Raw genomic sequence first — 23,778 nt, forward strand, 5'->3', positions numbered from 1 at the left:
TAAGAAGAAGTGTAAATCCAGAGCATTCCTGAATGTGTTATATTCCGCTTAAGGATATATCTTCGAATTTACTGAACATTTAATCGCTACAAGAGCAAAAGGATTCAACATGGTTGTGATGTACGGCATTAAAAATTGCGACACCATCAAAAAAGCGCGCCGCTGGCTGGAAACCAATAACGTCGAGTACCGCTTCCACGATTACCGTGTCGACGGGCTTGATGCAGAATTTCTGCATACCGCCATTAACGAACTGGGATGGGAAGCGCTGCTGAACACCCGCGGCACGACCTGGCGTAAACTGGACGAATCCGTTCGCGCCAGCATTAACGACGCCGACAGCGCGGCAAAACTGATGCTCGACATGCCGGCAATTATCAAACGCCCATTGCTCTGCAAGCCAGGTCAGCCTATGCTGCTGGGTTTCAGTGAAACCCTTTATTCTGACTTTTTCGTTGAGGTGTAGTGTATGTCATGCCCGGTCATTGAGCTGACTCAACAGCTTATTCGCCGTCCCTCCCTTAGCCCGGACGACGCAGGTTGTCAGGCATTAATGATTGAGCGCCTGCGTGCCATCGGTTTTACCGTTGAGCGTATGGATTTTGGCGATACCCAGAACTTCTGGGCGTGGCGCGGCCAGGGCGAAACGCTGGCCTTTGCCGGGCACACTGACGTCGTTCCTGCGGGTGACGCGGATCGCTGGATTAACCCGCCGTTTGAACCAACCATCCGCGATGGCATGCTCTTTGGTCGCGGCGCGGCAGACATGAAAGGCTCGCTGGCGGCGATGGTGGTGGCGGCTGAGCGCTTTGTGGCTCAGCACCCGAACCACAAAAACCGTCTCGCGTTTTTGATCACCTCCGACGAAGAAGCCAGCGCCCATAACGGCACCGTGAAGGTCGTTGAAGCGCTGATGGCACGCAACGAGCGTCTCGACTACTGTCTGGTCGGCGAACCGTCCAGTACCGAAGTGGTGGGTGATGTCGTTAAAAACGGCCGCCGTGGCTCGCTGACCTGTAACCTGACCCTGCACGGCGTTCAGGGGCACGTGGCCTACCCGCATCTGGCTGATAACCCGGTCCATCGCGCCGCGCCAATGCTGAACGAACTGGTGGGCATTGAGTGGGATAAAGGCAACGAGTTCTTCCCGCCGACCAGCATGCAGATCGCGAACGTCAAGGCCGGGACCGGCAGCAACAATGTCATCCCGGGAGACTTCTTCGTCCAGTTCAATTTCCGCTTCAGCACCGAGCTGACTGATGAGACGATCAAAGCGCGCGTTGTCGCTCTGCTGGAAAAATATAACCTGCGCTACACCGTGGACTGGTGGCTTTCCGGCCAGCCTTTCCTGACGCAGCGCGGCAAGCTGGTGGATGCGGTGGTGAACGCCATTGAGCACTATAATGAAATTAAGCCACAGCTGCTGACGACCGGCGGCACCTCAGACGGGCGCTTTATCGCCCGCATGGGTGCACAGGTTGTCGAACTGGGTCCGGTTAACGCGACGATTCACAAAATCAACGAGTGTGTGAACGCAGCTGATTTACAACTGCTGGCCCGCATGTATCAACGTATTATGGAGCAACTCGTCGCCTGACGAACGCTCAGAGAGGAATAGCGAATGGATTGGCTTGCAAAGTACTGGTGGATTCTGGTGCTGGTGTTTCTGGTCGGGGTACTGCTTAACGTGATTAAAGATCTTAAGCGCGTTGACCACAAAAAGTTTCTCGCGAATAAGCCGGATCTTCCGCCGCACCGTGATTTTAACGACAAGTGGGACGATGATGACGACTGGCCGAAGAAGGACCAGAAAAAGTAATCGTTAAGTTTCCCCTCTCCCCGGGAGAGGGGGAAACCTCACATAAACTCAACAATATCATCGTCATTCGGCTTACCGCCGCTGAGCGCTTCATCAAAGTAGTGCTTCGGCACGGTATAGCGCAGATGGTCGAGCGCAAACTGCATGCTGCGGTCGTCAATCGCGTGGCCCAGATCGTCCACAATATCCAGCGTGACATCCCCGCCTTCGCGCATCAGCGCTTCCTGAGCCGCCACCGCATGCGAAAGCTCAATCACCCGGTCTTCGCCACCGTGAATGAGATGGATGGTGGTCTGCGTGGTCGCGCTTGTCGGCAGCGTCGCATAACGCCCGTTAAACGCGATGACGCGTGAAACCAGACCCGGCTGCGCTTTCACACTTTCCAGCGACATGATTGTCCCCTGAGAGAAGCCAATCAGCGCCGTTGCGTCCGCGCCCACACCGCTCTGCTGCTGCCAGTAGCGCACAATGTCGATAAAGGTGGGCATAATGGCATCAATGCGCGCCTGACGGTTCTCCTCCGTCACGCCCTGGACAGAGAACCACTGCCGTCCGTCAGGGCCGCACGGCTCAACGCCACCGATGCTGACAATCAGCGCTTCCGGGAAAATGGGGGCAAACCAGCTGCCAATCTGTCCCATGTTGACGGCATTATCGCCAACGCCATGAAACAACAGCAGTAACTGTTTAGCCGGTTTGTCAGGGCTTTGAACAACAAAATGGTCGTGTTTCATGGCGGTCTCCTTAATTGATGAGCAGGATTTTACGCCTCTGCGGGGTAATGACCATGCCACTTTACTGAAGAAGTCATTGAAAAAATTGCCATTGCAAAATGTCGGCCTTCAGCTGCTGACAGCGGGCAGCGTCGAGATGCTCCAACGCCTGTGCGGTTTCATCACGCAGCTTTGCCAGCAACGCTTTTCGTCCGCCCTCGTCCGTTCGTCCCGCGATTTTCCCACGAAGCGCCGGGAGCGGCATGTCTGTGGTTAACACCAGCCGCGTCAGGGCGGCAACCGAGGTTGAAAACGCCCGGTGTGCAAAGGCAAACCCCGCCAGCTCCAGCCAGTCGTCACTATTAAGGGTAGCTTCCCAGGCATCGGTCACCGGGATCTTTTCACCATTCCAGGCCGACAAAACGCGCATATCCCGACACAGGCGCTGATGCTCCTGGTCACATAACCGGTGACCGGCATCGCTCAGCGGGAGTATGGCCATCGCCGTGTAGCACCCGCTGCTGGCCTCCCGATGGCTACCCATTCGCACCAGCACAAAACCGCACCGCTGCCAGAAACGCCACAGCTCATCGGTATAGCCAAAGCTGACCGAGAGATAATCTTCACCGCTGGCGCTGCGAATAAGCCGCTGGCCGATGCCTTCCCGCTGACGGTGGGGATGCACCGCAATGCGGCTGATCCGTCGACCCTTAAGCGTCGCCGCGAGTGGCGATCCGCCGTGCGCCGCCAGCGACTGCGCCACAAGGTTCCCGCGTGGACGACGAAAGCCCGCCCACACCGCGCGGCTCAGTTCAGAGGACAGACCGCCCTCCTCCACCAGCCAGAGTGCGCCTGCGATATCCGCGCCCGCCTGTGCAACCGCAAAGTGCTGGCCGGGGGCGTCCATCATCCGGCGTAAATCGAGGGGGGAGGTGCGGTAGTGCGCGGCACACAGCAGCTCATACACACTTGCCACAGCTGCCGGGTCGCTCTCCCACATCTGCGGCTCCAGCGACCGTAAACGCACGTCGCCTTCCGGTTTGCGGTCAATAAGGGCATCGTCAAACAGCAGCGTATTTGCCACTATCCGTTCAAGCGGACACCCGGCCGCCCAGCGAATGGGGGTGGTTAAGGTATAGCGCTGCAACCCGCTGAACCGGGCGCAGAACTTAAGCAGGAACCCCCTGCCCGTACCTTCATAACCCTGGACCGTGGTGGTTAACAACACGCGGGGAAAGCGCGCCACCAGCTTTTCCAGCAGCGGTCCTGGGATGGCGGCGGCTTCATCAACAATCAGCCAGTCGGCCTGCAGCGTGGAAGCCAGCAGCGCATCCGGGGCCATAAAGTGGAAACGATCACCGGCGAAACGCGCAATGACATCAGCCGCCCCTTTAGCCGGTGCAGTGACCACAGCCTTCCCCTGAATGCTATTGAGCAGCATCCCCGCCAGGGCTGACTTTCCGCGTCCGCGCGGTGCCGTCACGGCAGCGACGCCCGCGGGCATGGTCAGAAGCGCGTCGAGGATCTCAGCCTGCTCGCGCTGCGGCTCGCCGCTGGCAGGCTGCCAGGCGGGTGGATCCGGCGCTGCGGGAAGGGAGAGAGGAAGATGCTGTTGCCAGACGATCGCATCCGCATCGGCGGCAAGCGTCCGGCAAAAATGGTGAACGAAGTGCGGGGTAGCGATCGGCTCCGCGCTGTCGCTCCAGCGCACCGAATCGCCGTCGGGCTTCGCGGCCCAGTCGGCGAGCGGCGGCACCAGCAGCACCAGCAGGCTTCCGGCGCGCAGCGTTCCGCTGAGCGCGGCGAAGGCTGAGACGTCAAACCCGGCACGCGCGTCAAAAACGGCGTGCAGGTATTCGCGTCCCAGCAGTCCGCTGATGGCTTTAGAAGGATTCTCATCCAGCCACAGCCAGTCCCCTGATAAGGCCTCACGCAGACTGGTCGCCCGGCTTAACGTCCACTGTTCATCGCCGCTGAGCACCACCAGACGGCGATGCCCGGAACGCTGAAGCTGCGTAATCAGCTGTTCAAACCCCAGCATCACATAGCTTTGCCGAAGGTATTACACTGTGACGGGTTACCGCTGTCGAAGCCACGCTTAAACCAGCTGTAGCGCTGCTCTGAGGTGCCGTGCGTGAAGCTGTCCGGCACGACGCGCCCCTGGCTCTGCTGCTGTAAACGATCGTCACCAATTGCCTGCGCGGCGTTCAGTGCCTCTTCAAGATCGCCTGCCTCAAGCACGCCCTGCTGCTGCATGCTATGCCCCCAGACGCCCGCGAAGCAGTCGGCCTGCAGTTCCATTTTGACGGAAAGGCGGTTCACTTCGGCCTGAGACGCATTTTGCTGGAGCTGGCGCACTTTAGGCTCAATCCCCAGCAGCTTTTGCACGTGATGGCCGACTTCATGCGCGATCACATAGCCCTGGGCAAAATCGCCGTCAGCGCCAAGCTTGCGTTTCATGTCATCGTAAAAAGAGAGATCGATATAGACGGTGCCGTCCGCCGGACAGTAGAACGGCCCCATCACAGATTGGCCGGTACCGCATCCGGTGCGGGTTGCGCCCCGGTACATCACCAGCTTCGGCTGCTGATAGGTGCGCCCCATTTTCTCAAACTGCTGACCCCAGGTGTCTTCAGTGGTCGCGAGAATAACGGAGGTAAATTTGGCCGCTTCATCTTCATTCGGACTGATGGAGCGCTGAGAATGTTGTTGCTGCTGCAGCGGTTGACCGGTCATCAGACCGGTGAGATCGACGCCATAATAGCCCGCGACCAGCACCACAATCAGCAGGATGATACCGCCCTTGCCGCTGGGTAAGCGGAAGCCGGGCCCGCCCATTGAAGGACCACCGCCACCATCACTGCGTCTGTCTTCTACATTGTCACTTTCACGACGCCCTTGCCAGCGCATATCTACCTCGAACTATTCCATTAATAATAGCTATGATCGTAGGCGGTTAACGGCAAGATTACCATAGGAAACAAAGGTAAGACGCCAAAGGATGCGAACATCCTTTGGCAACTGAGGGACTTAGTCGAGCTTAACGCCTAAACGGTGAGCAACCGCTTCGTATGCTTCAATCAGGCCACCCAGGCTCTGACGGAAACGGTCTTTGTCCATTTTATCCAGGGTTTCTTTATCCCACAGGCGGCTACCGTCCGGGGAGAACTCATCGCCCAGCACCACTTCGCCTTTGAACAGACCAAACTCCAGCTTGAAGTCGACGAGGATCAGGCCCGCGTCATCAAACAGCTTTTTCAGCACGTCGTTGGCTTTGTAGGTCAGCTCCTGCATACGCGCCAGGTTCTCTTTGCTCACCCAGCCGAAGGTTTCGCAGTAGGATTCGTTAACCATCGGGTCGTGCATGGCATCGTTTTTCAGGAACAGGTCGAACAGCGGTGGATTCAGTTCGATACCTTCTTCAATGCCCAGACGCTTCACCAGGGAGCCCGCTGCACGGTTACGAATAACGCATTCGACCGGAACCATATCCAGTTTCTTCACCAGACATTCCGTATCGGACAGCAACGCTTCCATCTGGGTCGGGATACCCGCTTCGGCCAGTTTGGTCATAATGAAGTGGTTGAACTTATTGTTCACCATGCCTTTACGATCGAACTGCTCAATGCGCGCGCCATCCCCTGCTGACGTATCATTGCGGAACTCGAGCACCAACAGATCCGGGTTTTCCGTGCTGTATACGGTCTTCGCTTTGCCACGATACAACTCAGCTTGCTTCTGCATCTTCATTACTCCTGGTGTGATAATTTGTGTTCAAAACGGGGTATATTATGCCACGCACACGTTTGCGTGGCACGAAAATAAAAAGGGCGGGATTAACCCGCCCTCGTATTTATTTGCTGAATGCTGCCTGGAAGACAGCGACCAGCGCATCGTTCTGCGCCTGGGTCAGCGTGTGACCTTTCGGATCGATAAACTGCAGACTGCTGCGGTTATCGAGGTCACCTACCTGAATCTTATAGTCACCGGAGGCAAGCTGAGGGTCTTTGGCGCCCAGCTCCTGCCATGCGCTGTCAGACAGCGGCTTATAGGTCGCCGTCATGCTGCCGGTTGAACGGGTGCTGTCGGTCACTTTCATGCCCACTTTTTCCAGCGTCGCCGGCAGACGTTGCCAGGTCTGGTTAAACGGTGCACGCACCACCAGCATTGGCAGGCCGGTATCATCCGCGCCGCTCTGAACGTCGTAAGTAACGCCGTTGCGGTTCTGCGCGGCGTTGGCAGCATCGGTAGCGGTCTTATCCAGACCTGCGGCAATCACGTTCAGCATTTCAGTGCTGTAGCGCTGCATAGAGGCGGCATCCGCAACCAGTTTACCCGCCTGCTCCAGGTTCAACAGCTTAACGTTAACGGCCTGCTGGTAACCCTGCGGTTTCACGGAGACTTGATAGCGTCCACGGTACTGCTGGTCTTCATCCAGACGGTTCCACTCGATCCAGTCGGTGGTTAATGTCTGGCTGGCGTCATCGCGTTTATCGATGGTGTAGTTCTTCGCCTGAATAACGCTGACGACCTGTGGCCACAAATTACTTCCACGGGCGCTTTCGACCAGCAGAGACGCCGTATCACCGGTGAACTGGGTACGCGCCCCGCTCACCAGCGCCAGCGGCTGTGCTGGCGGACGAATATCAAGCGCCTTACCGACCAGACCGCTGCCGTTGGTCACGGGGATATTATAATCGCCGTTCTGAATCGGCAGGATCATACCAGCCGGTGCATGAAGTTCAGCAAGCGGGGTCGCATCCAGATAGGATTCATCACCGCTCACCTGGCGCTTGTAGCGCGAGTCTGAACTACAGGCAGCGAGCAGCATAACAAGCGAAACACTCGCAACCTTCGCCAGGCGCGACTTCTGTACTGAATAAGCCATCAAATCTCCCTAAACTTTACAGCAAACCGGCATGCTTCAGCGCTGCCCTGACGATGTCGCGACCGTGGTCGGTAATCGGTGTCATTGGCAAACGCAGCGTATCGGATGCTACAAGCCCCAACTCCTTACACGCCCATTTCACTGGGATCGGATTGGGTTCGACAAATAATTTATTGTGCAACGGCATCAAACGCTGATTAACGACGCGCGCTTCATCAAAGTGACCGGCTGCGGCCAGTTTGCACATATCAGCCATATCGCGCGCCGCAACGTTTGCCGTTACGGAGATCACGCCATGACCACCGAGCTGCATAAAGTCCAGCGCGGTCGCATCATCACCACTCAACAGGATAAAGTCGTCTGAAACCAGCTCTTTGATCTGATGAACGCGGCTTAAGTTCCCTGTCGCCTCTTTAATACCGATAATATTTTTTACTTCCGAGAGACGACCAACGGTTTCCGGCAGCATATCGCAGCCGGTACGGGACGGCACATTATACAGAATTTGTGGCAAGTCAGTATGTTCAGCGATGGCTTTGAAGTGCTGGAACAACCCTTCCTGAGTAGGACGGTTGTAGTAAGGGGTCACCGTCAGGCAGCCCACGATACCGCTGTCGTTAAAACGTTGGGTCAGACTGATAGCTTCTGCGGTTGCGTTTGCCCCTGTTCCCGCGATGACCGGGATACGCCCGTCCGCCAGTTCCAGGGTCAGCATAACCACATCGCCATGCTCTTCGTGGCTCAGCGTTGCGGATTCACCGGTAGTCCCTACCGAAACGATCGCCGAGGTTCCGTTGGCGACATGGTAATCAATGAGCTTCTTCATGCTTGACCGGCAGACATTACCTTTTTCATCCATCGGTGTAACAAGCGCGACAATACTTCCCGTGAACATGAGCCATCCTCTGTGCGAACAAGAGCCTCAATGTTACGTTTGGAACTGTAATAAAAGCAAGCGACCTGAGGCGCTCAGGCGGTTGTATGCATGTTTTTTTTATGCTTTCCTTAGGAAGACTTAACCATGCAAAGGAAGAACAGGTTTGACAACCTCATCACAACATTACCTGGTTATCACTGCGCTGGGTGCCGACAGGCCGGGTATCGTGAACACCATCACCCGTCACGTGAGCAGCTGCGGCTGTAATATCGAAGACAGCCGCCTGGCGATGCTCGGCGAAGAGTTCACGTTTATCATGCTGCTGTCCGGAACATGGAATGCCATTACCCTTATCGAATCCACCCTGCCGCTGAAAGGCGCGGAGCTGGATTTGCTGATCGTGATGAAACGCACCACCGCGCGCCCGCGTCCGGCCCTGCCCGCGACCGTCTGGGTGCAGGTTGAAGTCCCTGATTCCCCGCATCTGATTGAGCGCTTTACCGCGCTGTTCGACAGCCATCAGATGAATATTGCCGAGCTCGTCTCCCGCACGCAGCCGGGCGATGAGAGCGCCGTTCCCACACTCTTTATTCAAATTACCGCGCACAGCCCTGCCTCACAGGATGCGTCAAATATCGAGCAAGCGTTCAAAGCCCTCTGTACAGAATTAAACGCGCAGGGCAGTATAAGCGTCGTCAATTATTCGCAGCACGAACAGGATGGAGTTGAGTAATGAATCCACTGAAAGCCGGTGACATCGCACCGAAATTTAGCTTACCGGATCAAGACGGTGAGCAAGTAAATTTGACCGACTTCCAGGGACAGCGTGTTCTGGTCTATTTCTACCCGAAAGCCATGACCCCCGGCTGCACCGTACAGGCCTGCGGCTTACGCGACAACATGGATGAGTTGAAGAAAGTCGGCGTGGAAGTGCTGGGTATCAGCACCGATAAACCGGAAAAGCTGTCACGATTTGCTGAAAAAGAGCTGCTGAACTTTACGCTGCTTTCCGACGAAGACCACCAGGTTTGCGAGCAGTTCGGCGTCTGGGGTGAAAAGACCTTTATGGGTAAAACCTATGACGGGATTCACCGCATCAGCTTCCTGATCGACGCTGACGGTAAAGTTGAACATGTGTTTGACGACTTTAAAACCAGCAACCACCACGACGTGGTGTTGAACTGGCTGAAACAAAGCGCCTGATAAACAGCAAAACGGCAACCCAGGTTGCCGTTTTTAGTGTTTTCCCCCTCTCTCTCAGGGAGAGGGTCGGGGTGAGGGCATCAGGCCGCACAAAAACTACTTCTCTTCCACCGCCGGCACATCCGGCCACGCGTGGACCACGGCTTTAATCAGCGTCGCCAGCGGAATGGCAAAGAACACGCCCCAGAATCCCCACAGCCCGCCGAAAATCACCACTGACAGGATAATCACCAGCGGATGCAGGTTCACCGCCTCGGAGAACAGCACCGGTACCAGCAGGTTACCGTCCAGCCCCTGAATAATCAGGTATACCGCAAAGCAGCTCCAGAACTCCGTGCCCAGACCAAACTGGAACAGCGCAACGCCGACTACCGGAATGGTCACCACAAACGCGCCGATATACGGGATCAGTACCGAGAATCCGACCAGCACCGCCAGCAGCAACGAGTAGTTCAGCCCGAAGATCACGAAGCCAATCCAGGTCGCCACGCCCACCACAATCATCTCCAGCACTTTGCCGCGAATGTAGTTGGTGATCTGTTGGTTCATCTCCTGCCAGACCTGCCCGGCCAGGCCGCGATTACGCGGCAGCACGCGGCGTACCGCGTTCAGCATCTGCTCTTTGTCTTTAACCAGGAAGAACACCATTAACGGCACGAGGACAAGGTAAACCGCCAGCGTCAGCAGGCCGACCAGCGAGGCCAGTGAGTATTTCACCACCGAGTCGCCCATGGTCATGATACGGGCGCGCATGTTTTCGGCCATCGCATCGATGATCCCCGCATCCATCAGCGCAGGATAACGGCGCGGCAGCGTAGCGGCAAAATCGGACAGCTTATTTAGCATGCCCGGCATATCACGGATGAGGTTGATCCCCTGCTGCCAGGCAACGGGCATCACCACGAAGGACATCAGCAGCAGAATGCCGACAAACAGCACCAGCACAATGCTGGTCGCCCAGCGGCGGGAACAGCCGATATGTTCCAGGCGCGCCGTCGGCCACTCCAGCAGGTACGCCAGCACAATCGCCACCAGCAGCGGGGCGAGCAGGCCGCTAAAGAAAAACAGAATACCGAACCCGGCGACCAGAATAACCAGCAAAGCAATGGCTTCCGGGTCGCTAAACCGACGCCGGTACCACTGCATTAACATTTCGAGCATACAACCCTTCCCTGAATCGAATGGCGGGAGTGAGACGGTGAATTGTATCTAACTGTCACAAAAAAGACTTTCCTTTTTGTATCTCCATCACGTTTCGCAAAACCCTGATCAATGGGATTTTCTTCATGCCTTAACACGGCTACACTCCCAGAGCAGCAGAGATGAACGATATGCCGGTTCATCGGTCAAATTAGCACATCCAACATACAGGACAGTGGTTATGTTCAGGCAGTTGAAAAAAACACTGGTTGCGACACTGATTGCCGCACTGACGGTCGGCCAGGTGTTGCCCGCTTTCGCTGACTCGTCCGATTCATTGCCGGACATGGGCACCACGGCAGGAAGCACGCTCTCTATCGGCCAGGAGATGCAAATGGGCGATTACTATGTGCGTCAGCTGCGCGGCAGTGCCCCGCTGATCAATGACCCCCTGCTGGTACAGTACATTAACGGGCTGGGGATGCGTCTGGTGGCGCATGCCGACTCGGTAAAAACGCCCTTCCATTTCTATTTAATCAATAATGACGAAATCAACGCCTTCGCCTTCTTTGGCGGGAACGTGGTGCTGCACTCGGCCTTATTCCGCTACTCAGACAACGAAAGCCAGCTGGCTTCGGTGATGGCGCACGAAATTTCGCACGTCACCCAGCGCCATCTGGCGCGTGCGATGGAAGATCAGAAGCGTAACGCCCCGCTGACCTGGGTAGGGGCGCTGGGCTCTATTCTGCTGGCGATGGCCAGCCCGCAGGCCGGGATGGCGGCGCTGACCGGTACGCTGGCGGGAACACGTCAGGGGATGATCAGCTTCACCCAGCAAAACGAGCAGGAAGCAGACCGCATCGGCATTCAGGTTTTACAGCGCTCCGGCTTTGACCCGCAGGCGATGCCGAGCTTCCTCGAAAAACTGCTCGACCAGGCGCGCTACTCGTCGCGTCCCCCGGAAATTCTGTTAACCCACCCGCTGCCGGAAAGCCGACTCTCGGACGCGCGTAACCGTGCCAACCAGATGCGTCCGGTGGTCGTGCAGTCATCGCAGGATTTCTACATGGCGAAAGTGAGAACGCTTGGCATGTACAATTCCGGACGTAACCAGCTCACGAGTGACCTGCTGGATACTCTGTCAAAAGGCAACGTGCGGGAGAAGAACGCCGCGCAGTATGGCCAGGCGTTGCAGGCGATGGAAGCCAGCAAATATGACGAGGCGCGTAAAGCGCTCCAGCCGCTGCTGACAGCCGACCCGAACAATCCGTGGTATCTCGATCTCTCGACAGATATCGATCTGGGGCAGAAAAAAACCACCGATGCGATCAACCGCCTGAAAGGGGCAAAAGAGATCCGAACCAACCCGGTGCTGCAGCTCAACCTGGCGAACGCATACTTACAGGGCGGCCAGCCTGCGCAGGCCGTGACCATTCTGAACCGCTACACCTTTAACAATAAAGACGACCAGAACGGCTGGGAGTTGCTCGCCCAGGCCCAGGGACAGCTGGGTAACCGCGACCAGGAGCTGGCGGCGCGGGCGGAAGGCCTGGCCCTGGCGGGTCGTCTCGATCAGGCTATTTCCCTGCTCAGCAGCGCCAGCTCGCAGGTGAAGCTCGGCAGCCTGCAGCAGGCCCGCTATGATGCGCGAATCGACCAGCTGCGCGGTCTGCAACAGCGCTTTAAGCCGTACGAAAAGATGTAATCAAGGAGAAGTCATGACAGACGCGGTAAAAATTTACCATAACCCCCGCTGCTCCAAGAGCCGCGACACGCTCAGCCTGCTGAAATCTAACGGCATCGACCCGGACGTGGTGCTGTATCTCGAGACGCCGCCGGACGCACAGACGATCCACCATCTGCTAAAAATGCTGGGGATGGGCAGCGCGCGCGAACTGATGCGTCAGAAAGAAGATCTGTATAAATCACTGAATCTGGACGACGCGCATCTTACCGAAGAGCAACTGATTCAGGCGATGGTCGAGAATCCAAAGCTGATTGAGCGCCCGATTGTAGTGGCGAACGGCAAGGCGCGCATTGGCCGTCCGCCGGAAGATGTGCTCGACATCCTCTAGTCCTTACGCCGCAGCGCTTCCAGAAACGCCTGCGGCGTCCTTTCTCCCAACTTTTTCTGCGTTTTTCCCCGGTTATAAAACTCACACAACGTGATTAACACCTCTCCTGCTGGCACATCATTCACGCGCGGAATAACGTCGCGTAATGGCACCGCCACCTGAAGCACGCTGTGTTTTTGGGGATGCATTTTTACCACCACATCGTGTGCAAGCGCCGTCGGCTCAAAGCCAAAAGTCTCAATAGATTGTATATCAGCCGGACAGGCATCGAGCAGCGCCCGCGTCCAGGTATTGAGCAGTTGAGGCGACAGCCCCGCATAGAGCCGGGCATAACACCAGCCGCTCACCGGTTCGCGCGCCCAGAGCAGGTGCTGCTCACCGCCATCGTCCATGTGAAGGGACAGAGGCAAATGATGGAGCACCAGCGTGTTTGGCCGCATGCCAGCCTTGAGCGCTTTTATTCCCTGCAACGGCCCCCCTTTTAACTTCGCGGAGGCCGGTTTGAGATAGCGGTTCAGCGTTGCCCTTGAAACGGGGATCCCCAGCACGTCATTAACCATCTGCAGCAGTTCATCCAGCGGCGCCCCCGAGATGTCGCGCAGGGCATTGACCAGCGCAGCCTGCTCCTGTCTCAACGCTTTGTGTATCACTTTTGGCGTCGTGTGATTATCCGAAACCTGTTCACGGTTGCGCCAGCGCCTGACGGTGGTAACGGAGATCCCCAGCTCGGTAGCCAGCTCCCTGTCGCTTTTATCTGACTGTTGAAGGTAGCGGCGGATGCGCGGCGTGGTGGTCGCATTGGCGTGCAGTTTAATTTCCATCGCAACAGTTCCGTTAACTAAACATATGAGATTTATATAACACAGGCGATTGCTTTGTGACCGATTTCACCTTTCGCTCGCCGCGCTTCACTGATAATCCACAGACATAACATAAACCATGCCACTCAATCTTGTACGGAGTTCACAATGAACAATGTTCTGGGATTTCTTGAAGCAAAACTGATGCCCCTGGCGGCGAAAACGGCCCAGCAGCGTCATCTCGGGGCCATCCGCGGTGCCTATGTTTCATTCATGCCGTTTATCATCGTCGGCTCCATTCTGCTGGTGATCTCCTCTTTCCCGAACCAAACCTATCAGCAGTTTATGTCTCAGGCCTTTGGTGAGAACTGGAGCGCGATTATTGAAATTCCGTTCAACGCGGTGTTCTCCACTATGTCGCTGTTCATTAGCTTCCTTGTCGCCTTCCGCCTGGCGGAACACTACGGCGAGGACCGCATCTCCTGCGGCATTCTGGCGCTGGTCGCGTTTCTGATCCTGACCCCGTTTATTAAGGTGGCGGAAAACGGCGGTATTACCGTCATTCCAGTGGAGTGGATTGGCAGCAAAGGATTGTTCGTGGCGATGATCGGCTCTCTGCTCTGGACGGAACTGTTCTGCTGGCTGAAGCGCAAAAATCTGGTCATAAAAATGCCGGACGGAGTGCCGCCGGCGGTGCAGGAGTCGTTCGCCGCGCTGATCCCGGCCCTGCTGGTGATGATTCTGGTGCTGGGTATCCGCATCGTGTTTGAAAACACCCACTACAACACCATCCACCAGTTTATTTATGAAGTGGTTGCCACGCCGGTGCGTCATTACGGCACCTCATACTTTGGCGCGCTGATGACGGTGTTCAGCATCACCATTCTCTGGTCAGTGGGCATTAACTCCGGCTCGATGATTAACGGCATTATTCGTCCGCTGTGGATGGAAAACCAGACCGACAACATCGCCGCGATTCAGGCCGGCACAACGCCGCCGCACATCATTACCGAACAGTTTTTTGACATGATCTGGATGGGGGGCGCGGGCGCCACGCTGTCGCTGGTGATAGCGATGCTGATCTTCGCCCGCAGCAAAAACATGCGCGAAGTGGCGCGCCTCGGTGCCGGGGCTTCGGTGTTTAACATCAACGAGCCGATTCTGTTTGGCCTGCCGGTGATCATGAACCCGATCATGCTCATCCCGTTCAACCTGGTGCCGCTGGTGCTGGTCACCGTGCAATACGCGGCGATGAAAGTTGGCGCGGTCGCCGTCACCACCGGGGTGTTTATCCCCTGGACGCTGCCGCCAGTCATCAGCGGATTTATCGTTACCGGGCACCTGAGCGGCAGCGTGATGCAGCTTATCAACCTGCTGATTGGCGCCATGCTGTACCTGCCTTTCATGCGTATCGTGGATAAACAGTACCGCGCGGCGGAAACTGCCACCGTATCGCAAACCGACGCAACCCTTGCAAAACAGGAGTAAAGCATGTGGGGAATTATCGCCACCTGGCGAATGGCACTTGAAGGCGTCACGGAGTCTGCGTCTGCCCTCGCGGCGGGTAAACCGGTCGCTTCGGCAGTAGTCGATGCCGTCGCGGCCGTGGAAGACTTTCCGTTTTATAAATCCGTCGGCTACGGTGGCCTGCCGACCGAAAACGGCGAGGTGGAGCTGGACGCGGCGTATATGGATGGCGACACGCTGGCCTTTGGCGCGGTGGGTAATCTGGTGGATATCGCCAACCCGGTGCGCGTGGCGCACGCACTGAGCCGTCAGCGCTACAACAGCCTGCTGGTCGGCCAGGGCGCGCGGGAATGGGCTCTGAGCCAGGGCTTTGCCGACAAAACCATGCTCACCGACCGCGCGTTGCAGCACTACCGCAAGCGCTGCCGCGAGACGCTGGATAAGGGCTTAAGCCCCTACGACGGGCACGACACCGTCGGCATTATCGGTCTCGACAAGCAGGGCTCGATGAGCGTTGCCACCTCCACCAGCGGTCTGTTTATGAAAAAGCGCGGCCGCATTGGTGATTCGCCGATTATCGGTTCCGGCTTTTACTGCGACAGCGAAACCGGCGCGGCCACCGCCACGGGCGTCGGCGAAGATCTGATGAAAGGCTGTACCAGCTATGAAATCGTTCGCCGGATGGCGCAAGGGATGACGCCGCAGCAGGCGGCAGACTCCGTGGTGTTCGAACTGGAGGACAAGCTGATGTCGCGGTTTGGCCGCGTGGGCGATCTCTCCGTGGTGTGCATGAACAACAGGGGCGAGTTCGGGGCCGCGACCAACATCAAAACCTTCTCGTTTGTGGTAGCGACGGATCGTCAGCCTCTCACTGTTTATCGTACCGAACGCCTGCGGGAGAAAACGCACTATCACGCGGTGGATGATGAGTGGATGCAGGCCTATGCCGCACGGATCCGCGCGCCGATTGAGGAGTCATGATGATCACGTATCAGTTTATCACCGCGCTTTCTGACGCGAAGCCGCAAAGCCATTTCCTCGCGTCCGCCTCCTGTACGCTATTGCCTGATACGGCGCTGTTTGCCGAAATGCGCGAGTCTGACCACATCGCAGACACGCGCTTTGGCTGCGCGCCGTTTGCCCGTATCACTCTGCTGCCCGATGCGCTCTGGCATGACAACCTGACCGAAGGGTTGCTCACTGCGCTGCGGCCGCTGCTGGCCTCACCCGTTAGCCCGAATGTGATACTGGACGTCACGAATATTGACGACGTTGTGCTGGCACAGGTGCTGCGTTTTCTCTTTAACCAGGCGCACAGGCTGAGCGATCTGAAGCTGAAGAAAACCGATGAATCGTCGGTACGCCTTGCGCACATCACCGCCCTCTGCCTGCCGGAGCAGCAGGAAAAGCTGGAAACAATCTTCCGCCAGCAGGATGCCATCGCCCACGGCATGGTCGCGGCGCGACGCCTGGCGGATGTTCCTTCCGACCACTGCACGCCGCAGTTTGTGGTGGAAGAGGCGCAAAAAATGTGTGCCGCCTTCCCTGCCCTGCGGTGCGACGTGTTGGATGAAAAACAAATCGTTGAGCGAGGGCTTGGACTGCTGCACGCCGTCGGCAAAGGGGCGACCTGCCCGCCTCGTCTGCTGGCGATTCATTATGATGGTGTCAACGACGGCCCGGTACGCTGCTATGTGGGAAAAGGAATTACCTTCGATACCGGAGGCCTGTGGCTGAAGGAAGGCGCGGGCATGTACACCATGAAATATGACATGTGCGGCGCAGCTAACGTGCTGGGGCTGATGCAGACCGTGGCAGAGCTGGCGCTCCCCGTACGCATCATGGGCGTGCTGGCGCTGGCGGAAAACGCCATCGGGCCGGACGCCATGCAGCCCGGCACGGTGGCAACGGCCTGCAACGGCATGACGGTTGAAATCAACAATACCGATGCCGAAGGCCGGTTGGTGCTGGCCGACGCCATCGCCTGGACCAGCCAGCGGCACCCGCAGGCGCGCTATATTATTGATATGGCGACCTTAACCGGTGCGGTCGTGAAAGCGCTGGGATATGAGTTGAGCGGGCTGATGACCCAGGATGAGCCGCTGCGCGCGGCGCTGACAATGGCAGGAAAACGGAGCGGCGACGAAGTATGGTCCCTGCCGCTGGATGCGCGACTGAAAAAGCAGACCGACAGCGCCATCGCCGATCTGTGCAACACGCCGACCAACAACGCGGCGATCAGCGCGTCGGCGGCCTGGCTGCTGCACCACTTTTGCCCGCCGACAATCCCGTGGGCGCATCTGGATATTAGCGGTACGGCGCTGTGGCGAGAGAGCGGCAGAAGCGTGGCGTCGGGAAGACCGATTCCGCTTTTGGTTGAGCACCTGATGGGGGATCTTTAGCCGCCACCGGGCAAAAACTCAAAGCTTAAGAATATCTTTCACAAACGGAATGGTCAGCTTGCGCTGGGCGGTAATGGAGGCGCGGTCGAGCTGATCGAGGGTATCAAACAGCGTGCGCATTTCGCGATCCAGACGCTTGAGCAGGAAGCGCCCCACGTCCTCCGGCAGCTCAAACCCACGCTGCTTTGCGCGCAGCTGTAAAGCCTGCAGCTTATCTTCATCAGATAACGGCTGAAGCTTGTAGATTTGCCCCCAGTCCAGACGAGACGCCAGATCCGGCAGCCCCAGATTCAACTGGCGCGGCGGGCGATCGCCGGTGATCAGCAGCCGGGTTTTACCTGATTCCAGGATGCGGTTGTAGAGGTTAAAGATCGCCATTTCCCACGGCTCGTCCCCCGCCACGCATTCGATATTATCGATGCAGACCAGCGAGAGATGTTCCATTCCCTCAAGCACTTCAGGCACGAACCAGGTACGTTTATCCAGCGGCACATAGCCTACCGCGTCACCGCGCGCCGAAAGCTCCGCGCAGGCGGCATGCAGCAGGTGACTGCGCCCCGCGCCTTCGCGTGACCAGATATAGATGTATCCGCTGTGATCCTGGCGCAGCACGTTTTGCAGTGCAGCCAGTAAAGAGGGGTTATCACCCGGCCAGAAACTCGCGAAAGTTTCGTCGTCAGGGAGATAAAGTGGCAGAGAGAGCTGTGCCGGTCCGTTCAGAAATACCTCAACCAGAGATCTTGCATAAAATCGGAATGAAGTTTAACACGGAACCTGCGAGGAGAGAACCGGGCGATCCTTCGCCCGGCTTTTCGATCAATGTGACGCTTTTTCGCTTTCGTCCGCGTCCAGCACCACCTCTTCCGGGCGGATCACTGAGATCAGCTTGAAAATCAGGCTCAGGCCGACACCGACGATGGTCGCCAGCGCCATGCCTTTCAGCTCCGCCGCGCCAATGTGCACCTTCGCGCCGCTCACGCCGATGATCAGGATAACGGAGGTCAGGATCAGGTTCTGCGCCTTACTGTAATCCACTTTGGATTCAATCAGCACGCGTATACCGGAGGCACCGATCACCCCGTACAGCAGCAGGGAAACGCCGCCCATCACCGGCACCGGGATGATCTGAATCGCCGCCGCCAGTTTACCGACGCAGGAGAGCAGAATGGCGATGATCGCCGCGCCGCCGATAACCCAGGTGCTGTAGACGCGGGTGATCGCCATTACGCCGATGTTCTCGCCGTAGGTGGTGTTTGGCGTGGAGCCGAAGAAACCGGAGATGATGGTGGAGAAACCGTTGGCAAACATGGAGCGGTGCAGGCCCGGGTCGCGGATCAGGTCGCGCTTCACGATGTTCGCCGTTACAACCAGGTGCCCGACGTGCTCGGCAATTACCACCAGCGCCGCAGGCAGAATGGTGAAGATAGCAAACCATTCAAAGCGCGGGGTGTAAAAGGTTGGCAGCGCGAACCAGTGCGCCTCGGCAATCGGCGTGGTATCCACAACGCCCATCACGAAGGAGAGCGTGTAGCCCGCCAGCACGCCGATCAGGATCGGGATAATCGCCATGAAACCGCGGAACAGCACGGAGCCAAATACCGTCACGCCCAGGGTTACCAGCGAGATGATGATGGTTTTGGAATCCGGTGACTGACCGTCCGCAGGCAGCAGGCCAGCCATGTTCGCCGCCACGCCCGCCAGCTCCAGGCCAATGACGGCAACGATGGCACCCATCGCCGCAGGCGGGAACATCACGTCCAGCCAGCCGGTACCGGCTTTCTTCACGATGAAGGAAACGAGGCAGAACAGCACGCCACACATGATAAAGCCGCCCAGCGCGACCTCATAACCCAGCGGCAGCAACAATAACACCGGCGAGATAAAGGCAAAGCTCGACCCGAGATACGCCGGGATTTTGCCTTTACAGATGAACAGATAAAGCAGCGTACCAATGCCGTTGAACAGCAGCACGGTAGCCGGGTTAATGTGAAACAGGATTGGCACCAGCACGGTTGCGCCAAACATGGCGAACAGATGTTGCAAACTAAGCGGGATAGTCTGTAAAAGCGGCGGTCTTTCACTCACCCCGATAGCACGGCGCGTCATAGTGTTTTCCTCTGAGATGGTTAGTTATGTGTGTTTTATTCAAAAAAAAGCCGACTATCAAAGTCGGCTTAGTTATCGTTATTCGATTATTTCGTACCAAAGATCTTATCGCCGGCATCGCCGAGCCCCGGAATAATGTACCCGTGCTCGTTCAGACCCTGGTCAACAGACGCGGTGTAAAGCTCAACGTCCGGGTGCGCTTTTTCCAGCGCCGCGATACCTTCCGGTGCAGCCACCAGAACCAGCACCTTAATGCTGCTGCAGCCCGCTTTTTTCAGCAGGTCGATGGTGGCGATCATAGAACCGCCGGTCGCCAGCATCGGGTCAACCACCAGCGCCATGCGCTCGTCGATGTTAGAGACCAGCTTCTGGAAGTAAGGCACCGGCTCCAGCGTCTCTTCATTACGGTAGATACCGACCACGCTGATGCGCGCGCTTGGGACGTGCTCCAGCACGCCTTCCATCATGCCAAGACCGGCGCGCAGGATTGGCACCACGGTAATTTTCTTACCTTTGATCTGCTCAACCTGCACCGGGCCGTTCCAGCCTTCGATGGTCACTTTTTCTGTTTCCAGATCAGAGGTCGCTTCGTAGGTCAGCAGGCTGCCCACTTCAGAAGCCAGTTCGCGAAAACGCTTCGTGCTGATGTCATGCTCACGCATCAGGCCCAACTTGTGTTTAACGAGTGGGTGTTTCACTTCCACAATCTTCATTCTCTTTCTCCTCTGAGGTGGCATCCGCAAAAAAATCGCGGGATTATACCGCTTTTTTCGGATTAGACCATACCCATCTTGCTTGACGTACATCAATCAAAAACAAAAATGCCGGAGGCTGGGCTCCGGCTTGGGTGCGGGATTCTGCCGGGTGGCGCTAACGCTTACCGGGCAATTATAGCTGCTCGCCGTTGCTCGCAATCACCTGCTTATACCAGTCGAACGATTTCTTCTTGCTGCGGTTCAGCGTGCCGTTGCCTTCATTGTCTTTATCGACAAAGATAAAGCCGTAGCGTTTTTTCATTTCGCCCGTTCCGGCAGACACCAGGTCGATACAGCCCCATGGGGTATAGCCCATCAGATCCACGCCGTCTTCCACCACCGCTTTTTTCATCTCGCGGATGTGCGCGGAAAGGTAATCGATGCGGTACTGGTCGTTCACCGTGCCGTCGCTCTCCTGCACGTCGATCGCGCCAAAGCCGTTTTCAACAATGAACAGCGGCAGCTGATAGTGATCCCAGAACCAGTTCAGAGAGTAGCGCAACCCGACCGGATCAATCTGCCAGCCCCAGTCGGATTTCTGCACGTACGGGTTGGAGACCAGGCTCTTGCTTTCGTCGTAGTCCAGCGCCGGGTTATCTGCCGTCGCTTTGGTGGCGAAGGACATATAATAGCTAAAGCCGATGTAATCCACGCAGCCCTGCTTCAGCGCGGCTTTATCTTCTTCGGTAATATCCAGCGCGAAGCCCCGACGCGCAAAGTAGTTGAGCAGATGCTGCGGGTACGTGCCGCGCACGTGAACATCGGTAAACCAGTAGCGGCGGTGCATGGCGTTCATCGCCATCATCATGTCGTCCGGCGCGCAGGTCAGCGGGTAGATAGGACACATGGCAATCATGCAGCCGATCTGCAGCGACGGGTTGATCTCGCGTCCCGCCTTCACCGCCAGGGCACTGGCCACCAGCTCGTAGTGCGCCGCCTGGAACATCACCGGCTCGCGGTCTTCGCCCGGCGCATATTTCAGCCCGGAGTTGGTAAACGGCGCAAAGTCTTCGTGGAAGTTGGCCTGGTTGTTGATCTCGTTGAAGGTCATCCAGTACTTCACTTTATGCTGATAGCGCTGGAAAACCACTTTTGCGAAACGAACGAAGAAGTCGATCAGCTTACGGTTGCGCCAGCCGCCGTATTCCGTGACCAGGTGGAACGGCATCTCAAAATGGGAAAGCGTAATCACCGGTTCGATGCCGTACTTCAGGCATTCGTCGAACAAATCGTCATAGAATTTCAGCCCGGCCTCGTTCGGTTCAAGCTCGTCGCCTTTCGGGAAGATACGCGTCCAGGCGATGGAGGTGCGGAAGCATTTGAACCCCATCTCGGCAAAGAGTTTGATGTCTTCTTTATAGCGATGGTAGAAATCGATGGCCTCATGGTTAGGGTAATTTTTCCCCTCCAGCACGCCGTTGGTGATTTCACGCGGCACGCCGTGCGCGCCCGCGGTCATGACGTCGGCAACGCTTACGCCTTTGCCGCCCTCTTTCCAGCCGCCTTCAAGCTGATGTGCCGCAACGGCCCCCCCCCACAGAAAACCTGCTTTGAATCCTGACATTCGCTTTCCCTCATTCTGCGTTATTTTCTGCAAAAACAATTACAGAAACCGGTTTCAGTCCGATGATGTGCAAAGGCGATATTCGTTGCAAGCAGATTGCCGAAACCGGTTTCATTTTCGTGAACGGAGTCAAGTTTGGCTGCATTAACAGATCGCTAAGAAAAAAAGATCCCCGCGCCGAGAATAGGCTCGCAAACGTTTGCCTGGACTGTTAGAATTGCGCCGATTTTTCTTACTAGCTATGCAATCGCGTGGGGATTTAAGCCGTGACCAACAAAACTTCTCTCAGCTACAAAGATGCCGGTGTTGATATTGACGCAGGTAATGCGCTGGTTGACCGAATCAAAGGTGTGGTGAAGAAAACCCGCCGCCCGGAAGTGATGGGTGGTCTGGGTGGCTTCGGCGCACTGTGCGCGCTGCCGCAAAAATATCGTGAACCTGTTCTGGTCTCGGGTACTGACGGTGTAGGCACCAAGCTGCGCCTGGCGATGGATTTAAAACGTCACGACACGATCGGTATCGACCTGGTCGCGATGTGTGTGAATGACCTGGTGGTTCAGGGCGCAGAGCCGCTGTTCTTCCTCGATTACTACGCGACCGGCAAACTGGATGTGGATACCGCAGCCAGCGTCATTAACGGTATCGCCGAAGGCTGTCTGCAGTCCGGCTGTGCGCTGGTGGGCGGCGAAACCGCTGAAATGCCGGGCATGTACCACGGCGAAGATTATGACGTCGCGGGCTTCTGCGTCGGCGTAGTAGAAAAATCAGAAATTATCGACGGCAGCAAAGTGGCCGATGGCGATGTGCTTATCGCGCTGGCCTCCAGCGGCCCGCACTCTAACGGCTACTCTCTGGTGCGTAAAATCCTCGAAGTGAGCGGCTGTGACCCGCTGACCACCGAGCTCGACGGCAAACCGCTGGCCGACCACCTGCTGGCCCCTACCCGCATTTACGTGAAAAACGTGCTGGAGCTGATCGAAAACGTTGACGTTCACGCTATCGCTCACCTGACCGGCGGCGGCTTCTGGGAAAACATCCCGCGCGTTCTGCCGGACAACACCCAGGCGGTGATCGACGAATCCTCATGGCAGTGGCCAGCCGTCTTCAACTGGCTGCAAACCGCAGGCAACGTGAGCTCTCACGAAATGTACCTCACCTTTAACTGCGGCGTGGGCATGGTTATCGCCCTGCCGGCAAGCGAAGCGGATAAAGCGGTTAAGCTGCTGACTGAAAAAGGTGAAAACGCGTGGAAAATCGGTACGATTAAGGCTTCCGACTCCGAACAGCGTGTGGTCATTGAATGAAAAACATCGTGGTGCTCATTTCCGGCAACGGAAGCAATTTGCAGGCCATCATAGACGCCTGCAAACAGAAGAAAATCAATGGCACCATTCGGGCAGTTTTCAGCAACAAGGCCGACGCGTTCGGCCTTGAGCGCGCGCGGGAAGCGAACATTCCCGCGCACGCGCTGGAAGCCAGCCAGTTTGCCGGGCGTGAAGCCTTTGACCGCGAGCTGGTGCAGGAGATTGACGCCTACGCGCCTGACGTGGTGGTGCTGGCGGGCTATATGCGTATCCTCAGCCCGGCCTTCGTCGAACACTACGCCGGTCGACTGCTGAATATTCACCCTTCCCTGCTGCCGAAATATCCCGGCCTGCACACCCATCGTCAGGTGCTGGAAAACGGCGACGAGGAGCACGGTACCTCTGTCCATTTCGTGACCGACGAGCTGGACGGTGGCCCGGTGATCCTGCAGGCGAAAGTGCCGGTCTTTGACGGCGACAACGAAGACGACGTGACCGAGCGCGTGCAGACCCAGGAACATGCCATTTACCCGCTGGTGGTAAGCTGGTTTGTTGACGGGCGTCTGGCGATGCGCGACGGCGCAGCCTGGCTGGACGGCGTGAAGTTACCCCCGCAGGGTTATGCAGCCGAAGAGTAGTTTGTTATGTCGGGTGGCGCTGCGCTT

At 57.1% G+C, this 23,778-nt stretch carries 24 protein-coding genes; 12 read left to right on the forward strand and 12 right to left on the reverse strand.

Features of this window, described 5'->3' with window-relative positions:
* Positions 1-109: 109 nt before the first annotated feature.
* The 3 genes from ACWKXT_RS12310 to ACWKXT_RS12320 are packed head-to-tail and all read left to right on the forward strand — an operon-like array spanning position 110 to position 1,819.
* Positions 110-466, forward strand: coding sequence for an ArsC family reductase (locus ACWKXT_RS12310; RefSeq protein ID WP_454532547.1), 357 nt, complete (start codon positions 110-112; stop codon positions 464-466).
* 3 nt (positions 467-469) lie between these two features.
* Positions 470-1,597, forward strand: coding sequence for a succinyl-diaminopimelate desuccinylase (gene dapE, locus ACWKXT_RS12315; protein WP_454529068.1), 1,128 nt, complete (start codon positions 470-472; stop codon positions 1,595-1,597).
* Between the two features lie 24 nt (positions 1,598-1,621).
* Entirely contained in the window at positions 1,622-1,819 is a 198-nt protein-coding gene (locus ACWKXT_RS12320; RefSeq protein ID WP_013098222.1) for a YpfN family protein, read from the forward strand.
* A 38-nt stretch (positions 1,820-1,857) separates the two neighbouring features.
* On the opposite strand, the gene ypfH is transcribed toward ACWKXT_RS12320, so the two are convergent.
* The 6 genes from ypfH to dapA all read right to left on the reverse strand — a co-directional run bounded on the left by ypfH (position 1,858) and on the right by dapA (position 8,315).
* Positions 1,858-2,553 carry an esterase gene (gene ypfH, locus ACWKXT_RS12325; RefSeq protein ID WP_454532548.1) on the reverse strand — a complete coding sequence of 232 codons (696 nt, stop codon included), beginning with the start codon at positions 2,551-2,553 and terminating at the stop codon, positions 1,858-1,860.
* A 73-nt stretch (positions 2,554-2,626) separates the two neighbouring features.
* On the reverse strand, positions 2,627-4,573 hold the full coding sequence (locus ACWKXT_RS12330) for a tRNA(Met) cytidine acetyltransferase TmcA (RefSeq protein ID WP_454532549.1): 1,947 nt from the start codon (positions 4,571-4,573) through the stop codon (positions 2,627-2,629).
* Entirely contained in the window at positions 4,573-5,442 is an 870-nt protein-coding gene (gene ypfJ / locus ACWKXT_RS12335) for a KPN_02809 family neutral zinc metallopeptidase (RefSeq protein ID WP_454529069.1), read from the reverse strand. Before ypfJ ends, ACWKXT_RS12330 begins: the two co-directional genes overlap by 1 nt.
* 120 nt (positions 5,443-5,562) lie before the next feature.
* Positions 5,563-6,276 carry a phosphoribosylaminoimidazolesuccinocarboxamide synthase gene (gene purC / locus ACWKXT_RS12340; RefSeq protein ID WP_023332985.1) on the reverse strand — a complete coding sequence of 238 codons (714 nt, stop codon included), beginning with the start codon at positions 6,274-6,276 and terminating at the stop codon, positions 5,563-5,565.
* Positions 6,277-6,385: 109 nt separating this feature from the next.
* Positions 6,386-7,420, reverse strand: coding sequence for an outer membrane protein assembly factor BamC (gene bamC, locus ACWKXT_RS12345; protein WP_454532550.1), 1,035 nt, complete (start codon positions 7,418-7,420; stop codon positions 6,386-6,388).
* 16 nt (positions 7,421-7,436) lie between these two features.
* Entirely contained in the window at positions 7,437-8,315 is an 879-nt protein-coding gene (dapA, locus tag ACWKXT_RS12350; protein ID WP_368740551.1) for a 4-hydroxy-tetrahydrodipicolinate synthase, read from the reverse strand.
* Positions 8,316-8,460: 145 nt separating this feature from the next.
* Between dapA and ACWKXT_RS12355 the strand changes: the two genes are divergently transcribed.
* Positions 8,461-9,030 carry a glycine cleavage system transcriptional repressor gene (locus tag ACWKXT_RS12355; RefSeq protein ID WP_080328460.1) on the forward strand — a complete coding sequence of 190 codons (570 nt, stop codon included), beginning with the start codon at positions 8,461-8,463 and terminating at the stop codon, positions 9,028-9,030.
* Complete coding sequence (gene bcp, locus ACWKXT_RS12360; protein WP_014171119.1) at positions 9,030-9,500, forward strand: thioredoxin-dependent thiol peroxidase; 471 nt, start codon at positions 9,030-9,032, stop codon at positions 9,498-9,500. Before ACWKXT_RS12355 ends, bcp begins: the two co-directional genes overlap by 1 nt.
* A gap of 96 nt (positions 9,501-9,596) precedes the next feature.
* Here bcp and ACWKXT_RS12365 read toward each other — a convergent pair whose 3' ends face one another.
* Entirely contained in the window at positions 9,597-10,661 is a 1,065-nt protein-coding gene (locus ACWKXT_RS12365) for an AI-2E family transporter (RefSeq protein WP_454529070.1), read from the reverse strand.
* A gap of 220 nt (positions 10,662-10,881) precedes the next feature.
* On the opposite strand from ACWKXT_RS12365, the gene bepA reads away from it, so the two are divergent.
* Positions 10,882-12,345 carry a beta-barrel assembly-enhancing protease gene (bepA, locus tag ACWKXT_RS12370; protein WP_454532551.1) on the forward strand — a complete coding sequence of 488 codons (1,464 nt, stop codon included), beginning with the start codon at positions 10,882-10,884 and terminating at the stop codon, positions 12,343-12,345.
* A 13-nt stretch (positions 12,346-12,358) separates the two neighbouring features.
* On the forward strand, positions 12,359-12,715 hold the full coding sequence (gene arsC, locus ACWKXT_RS12375) for an arsenate reductase (glutaredoxin) (RefSeq protein WP_454529072.1): 357 nt from the start codon (positions 12,359-12,361) through the stop codon (positions 12,713-12,715).
* On the opposite strand, the gene ACWKXT_RS12380 is transcribed toward arsC, so the two are convergent.
* Positions 12,712-13,536, reverse strand: a complete 825-nt coding sequence (locus ACWKXT_RS12380) for an XRE family transcriptional regulator (RefSeq protein WP_454532552.1) — start codon at positions 13,534-13,536, stop codon at positions 12,712-12,714. The genes arsC and ACWKXT_RS12380 overlap by 4 nt on opposite strands.
* Positions 13,537-13,683: 147 nt before the next feature.
* Between ACWKXT_RS12380 and celB the strand changes: the two genes are divergently transcribed.
* From celB to ACWKXT_RS12395, 3 genes are read left to right on the forward strand one after another with little or no spacing between them, the layout of a single operon-like run.
* Positions 13,684-15,003 carry a PTS cellobiose transporter subunit IIC gene (gene celB / locus ACWKXT_RS12385; RefSeq protein ID WP_454532553.1) on the forward strand — a complete coding sequence of 440 codons (1,320 nt, stop codon included), beginning with the start codon at positions 13,684-13,686 and terminating at the stop codon, positions 15,001-15,003.
* Positions 15,004-15,006: 3 nt separating this feature from the next.
* Positions 15,007-15,963, forward strand: coding sequence for a N(4)-(beta-N-acetylglucosaminyl)-L-asparaginase (locus ACWKXT_RS12390; protein WP_454529075.1), 957 nt, complete (start codon positions 15,007-15,009; stop codon positions 15,961-15,963).
* Positions 15,963-17,384 (forward strand): leucyl aminopeptidase family protein, encoded by a 1,422-nt coding sequence (locus tag ACWKXT_RS12395; RefSeq protein ID WP_454532603.1) that lies wholly within the window; start codon positions 15,963-15,965, stop codon positions 17,382-17,384. Before ACWKXT_RS12390 ends, ACWKXT_RS12395 begins: the two co-directional genes overlap by 1 nt.
* 18 nt (positions 17,385-17,402) lie before the next feature.
* Here ACWKXT_RS12395 and ACWKXT_RS12400 read toward each other — a convergent pair whose 3' ends face one another.
* From ACWKXT_RS12400 to ACWKXT_RS12415, 4 genes are all read right to left on the reverse strand, one after another.
* Positions 17,403-18,104, reverse strand: coding sequence for a DnaA inactivator Hda (locus ACWKXT_RS12400; RefSeq protein ID WP_211438414.1), 702 nt, complete (start codon positions 18,102-18,104; stop codon positions 17,403-17,405).
* 96 nt (positions 18,105-18,200) lie between these two features.
* Complete coding sequence (gene uraA / locus ACWKXT_RS12405) at positions 18,201-19,490, reverse strand: uracil permease (RefSeq protein ID WP_454532554.1); 1,290 nt, start codon at positions 19,488-19,490, stop codon at positions 18,201-18,203.
* Positions 19,491-19,576: 86 nt separating this feature from the next.
* Positions 19,577-20,203 carry a uracil phosphoribosyltransferase gene (upp, locus tag ACWKXT_RS12410; RefSeq protein ID WP_003860560.1) on the reverse strand — a complete coding sequence of 209 codons (627 nt, stop codon included), beginning with the start codon at positions 20,201-20,203 and terminating at the stop codon, positions 19,577-19,579.
* A 175-nt stretch (positions 20,204-20,378) separates the two neighbouring features.
* Positions 20,379-21,809 carry a 6-phospho-beta-glucosidase gene (locus ACWKXT_RS12415; protein ID WP_454532555.1) on the reverse strand — a complete coding sequence of 477 codons (1,431 nt, stop codon included), beginning with the start codon at positions 21,807-21,809 and terminating at the stop codon, positions 20,379-20,381.
* 266 nt (positions 21,810-22,075) lie between these two features.
* On the opposite strand from ACWKXT_RS12415, the gene purM reads away from it, so the two are divergent.
* Both purM and purN read left to right on the forward strand, forming a co-directional pair.
* A complete protein-coding gene (gene purM, locus ACWKXT_RS12420; RefSeq protein WP_454532556.1) occupies positions 22,076-23,113 on the forward strand; it encodes a phosphoribosylformylglycinamidine cyclo-ligase in 1,038 nt (345 codons plus the stop codon).
* Positions 23,110-23,751, forward strand: a complete 642-nt coding sequence (purN, locus tag ACWKXT_RS12425) for a phosphoribosylglycinamide formyltransferase (RefSeq protein ID WP_119915375.1) — start codon at positions 23,110-23,112, stop codon at positions 23,749-23,751. The genes purM and purN overlap by 4 nt, the downstream gene beginning before the upstream one ends.
* Positions 23,752-23,778 lie beyond the last annotated feature (27 nt).

The sequence above is a fragment of the Enterobacter sp. UPMP701 genome (assembly GCF_053709515.1).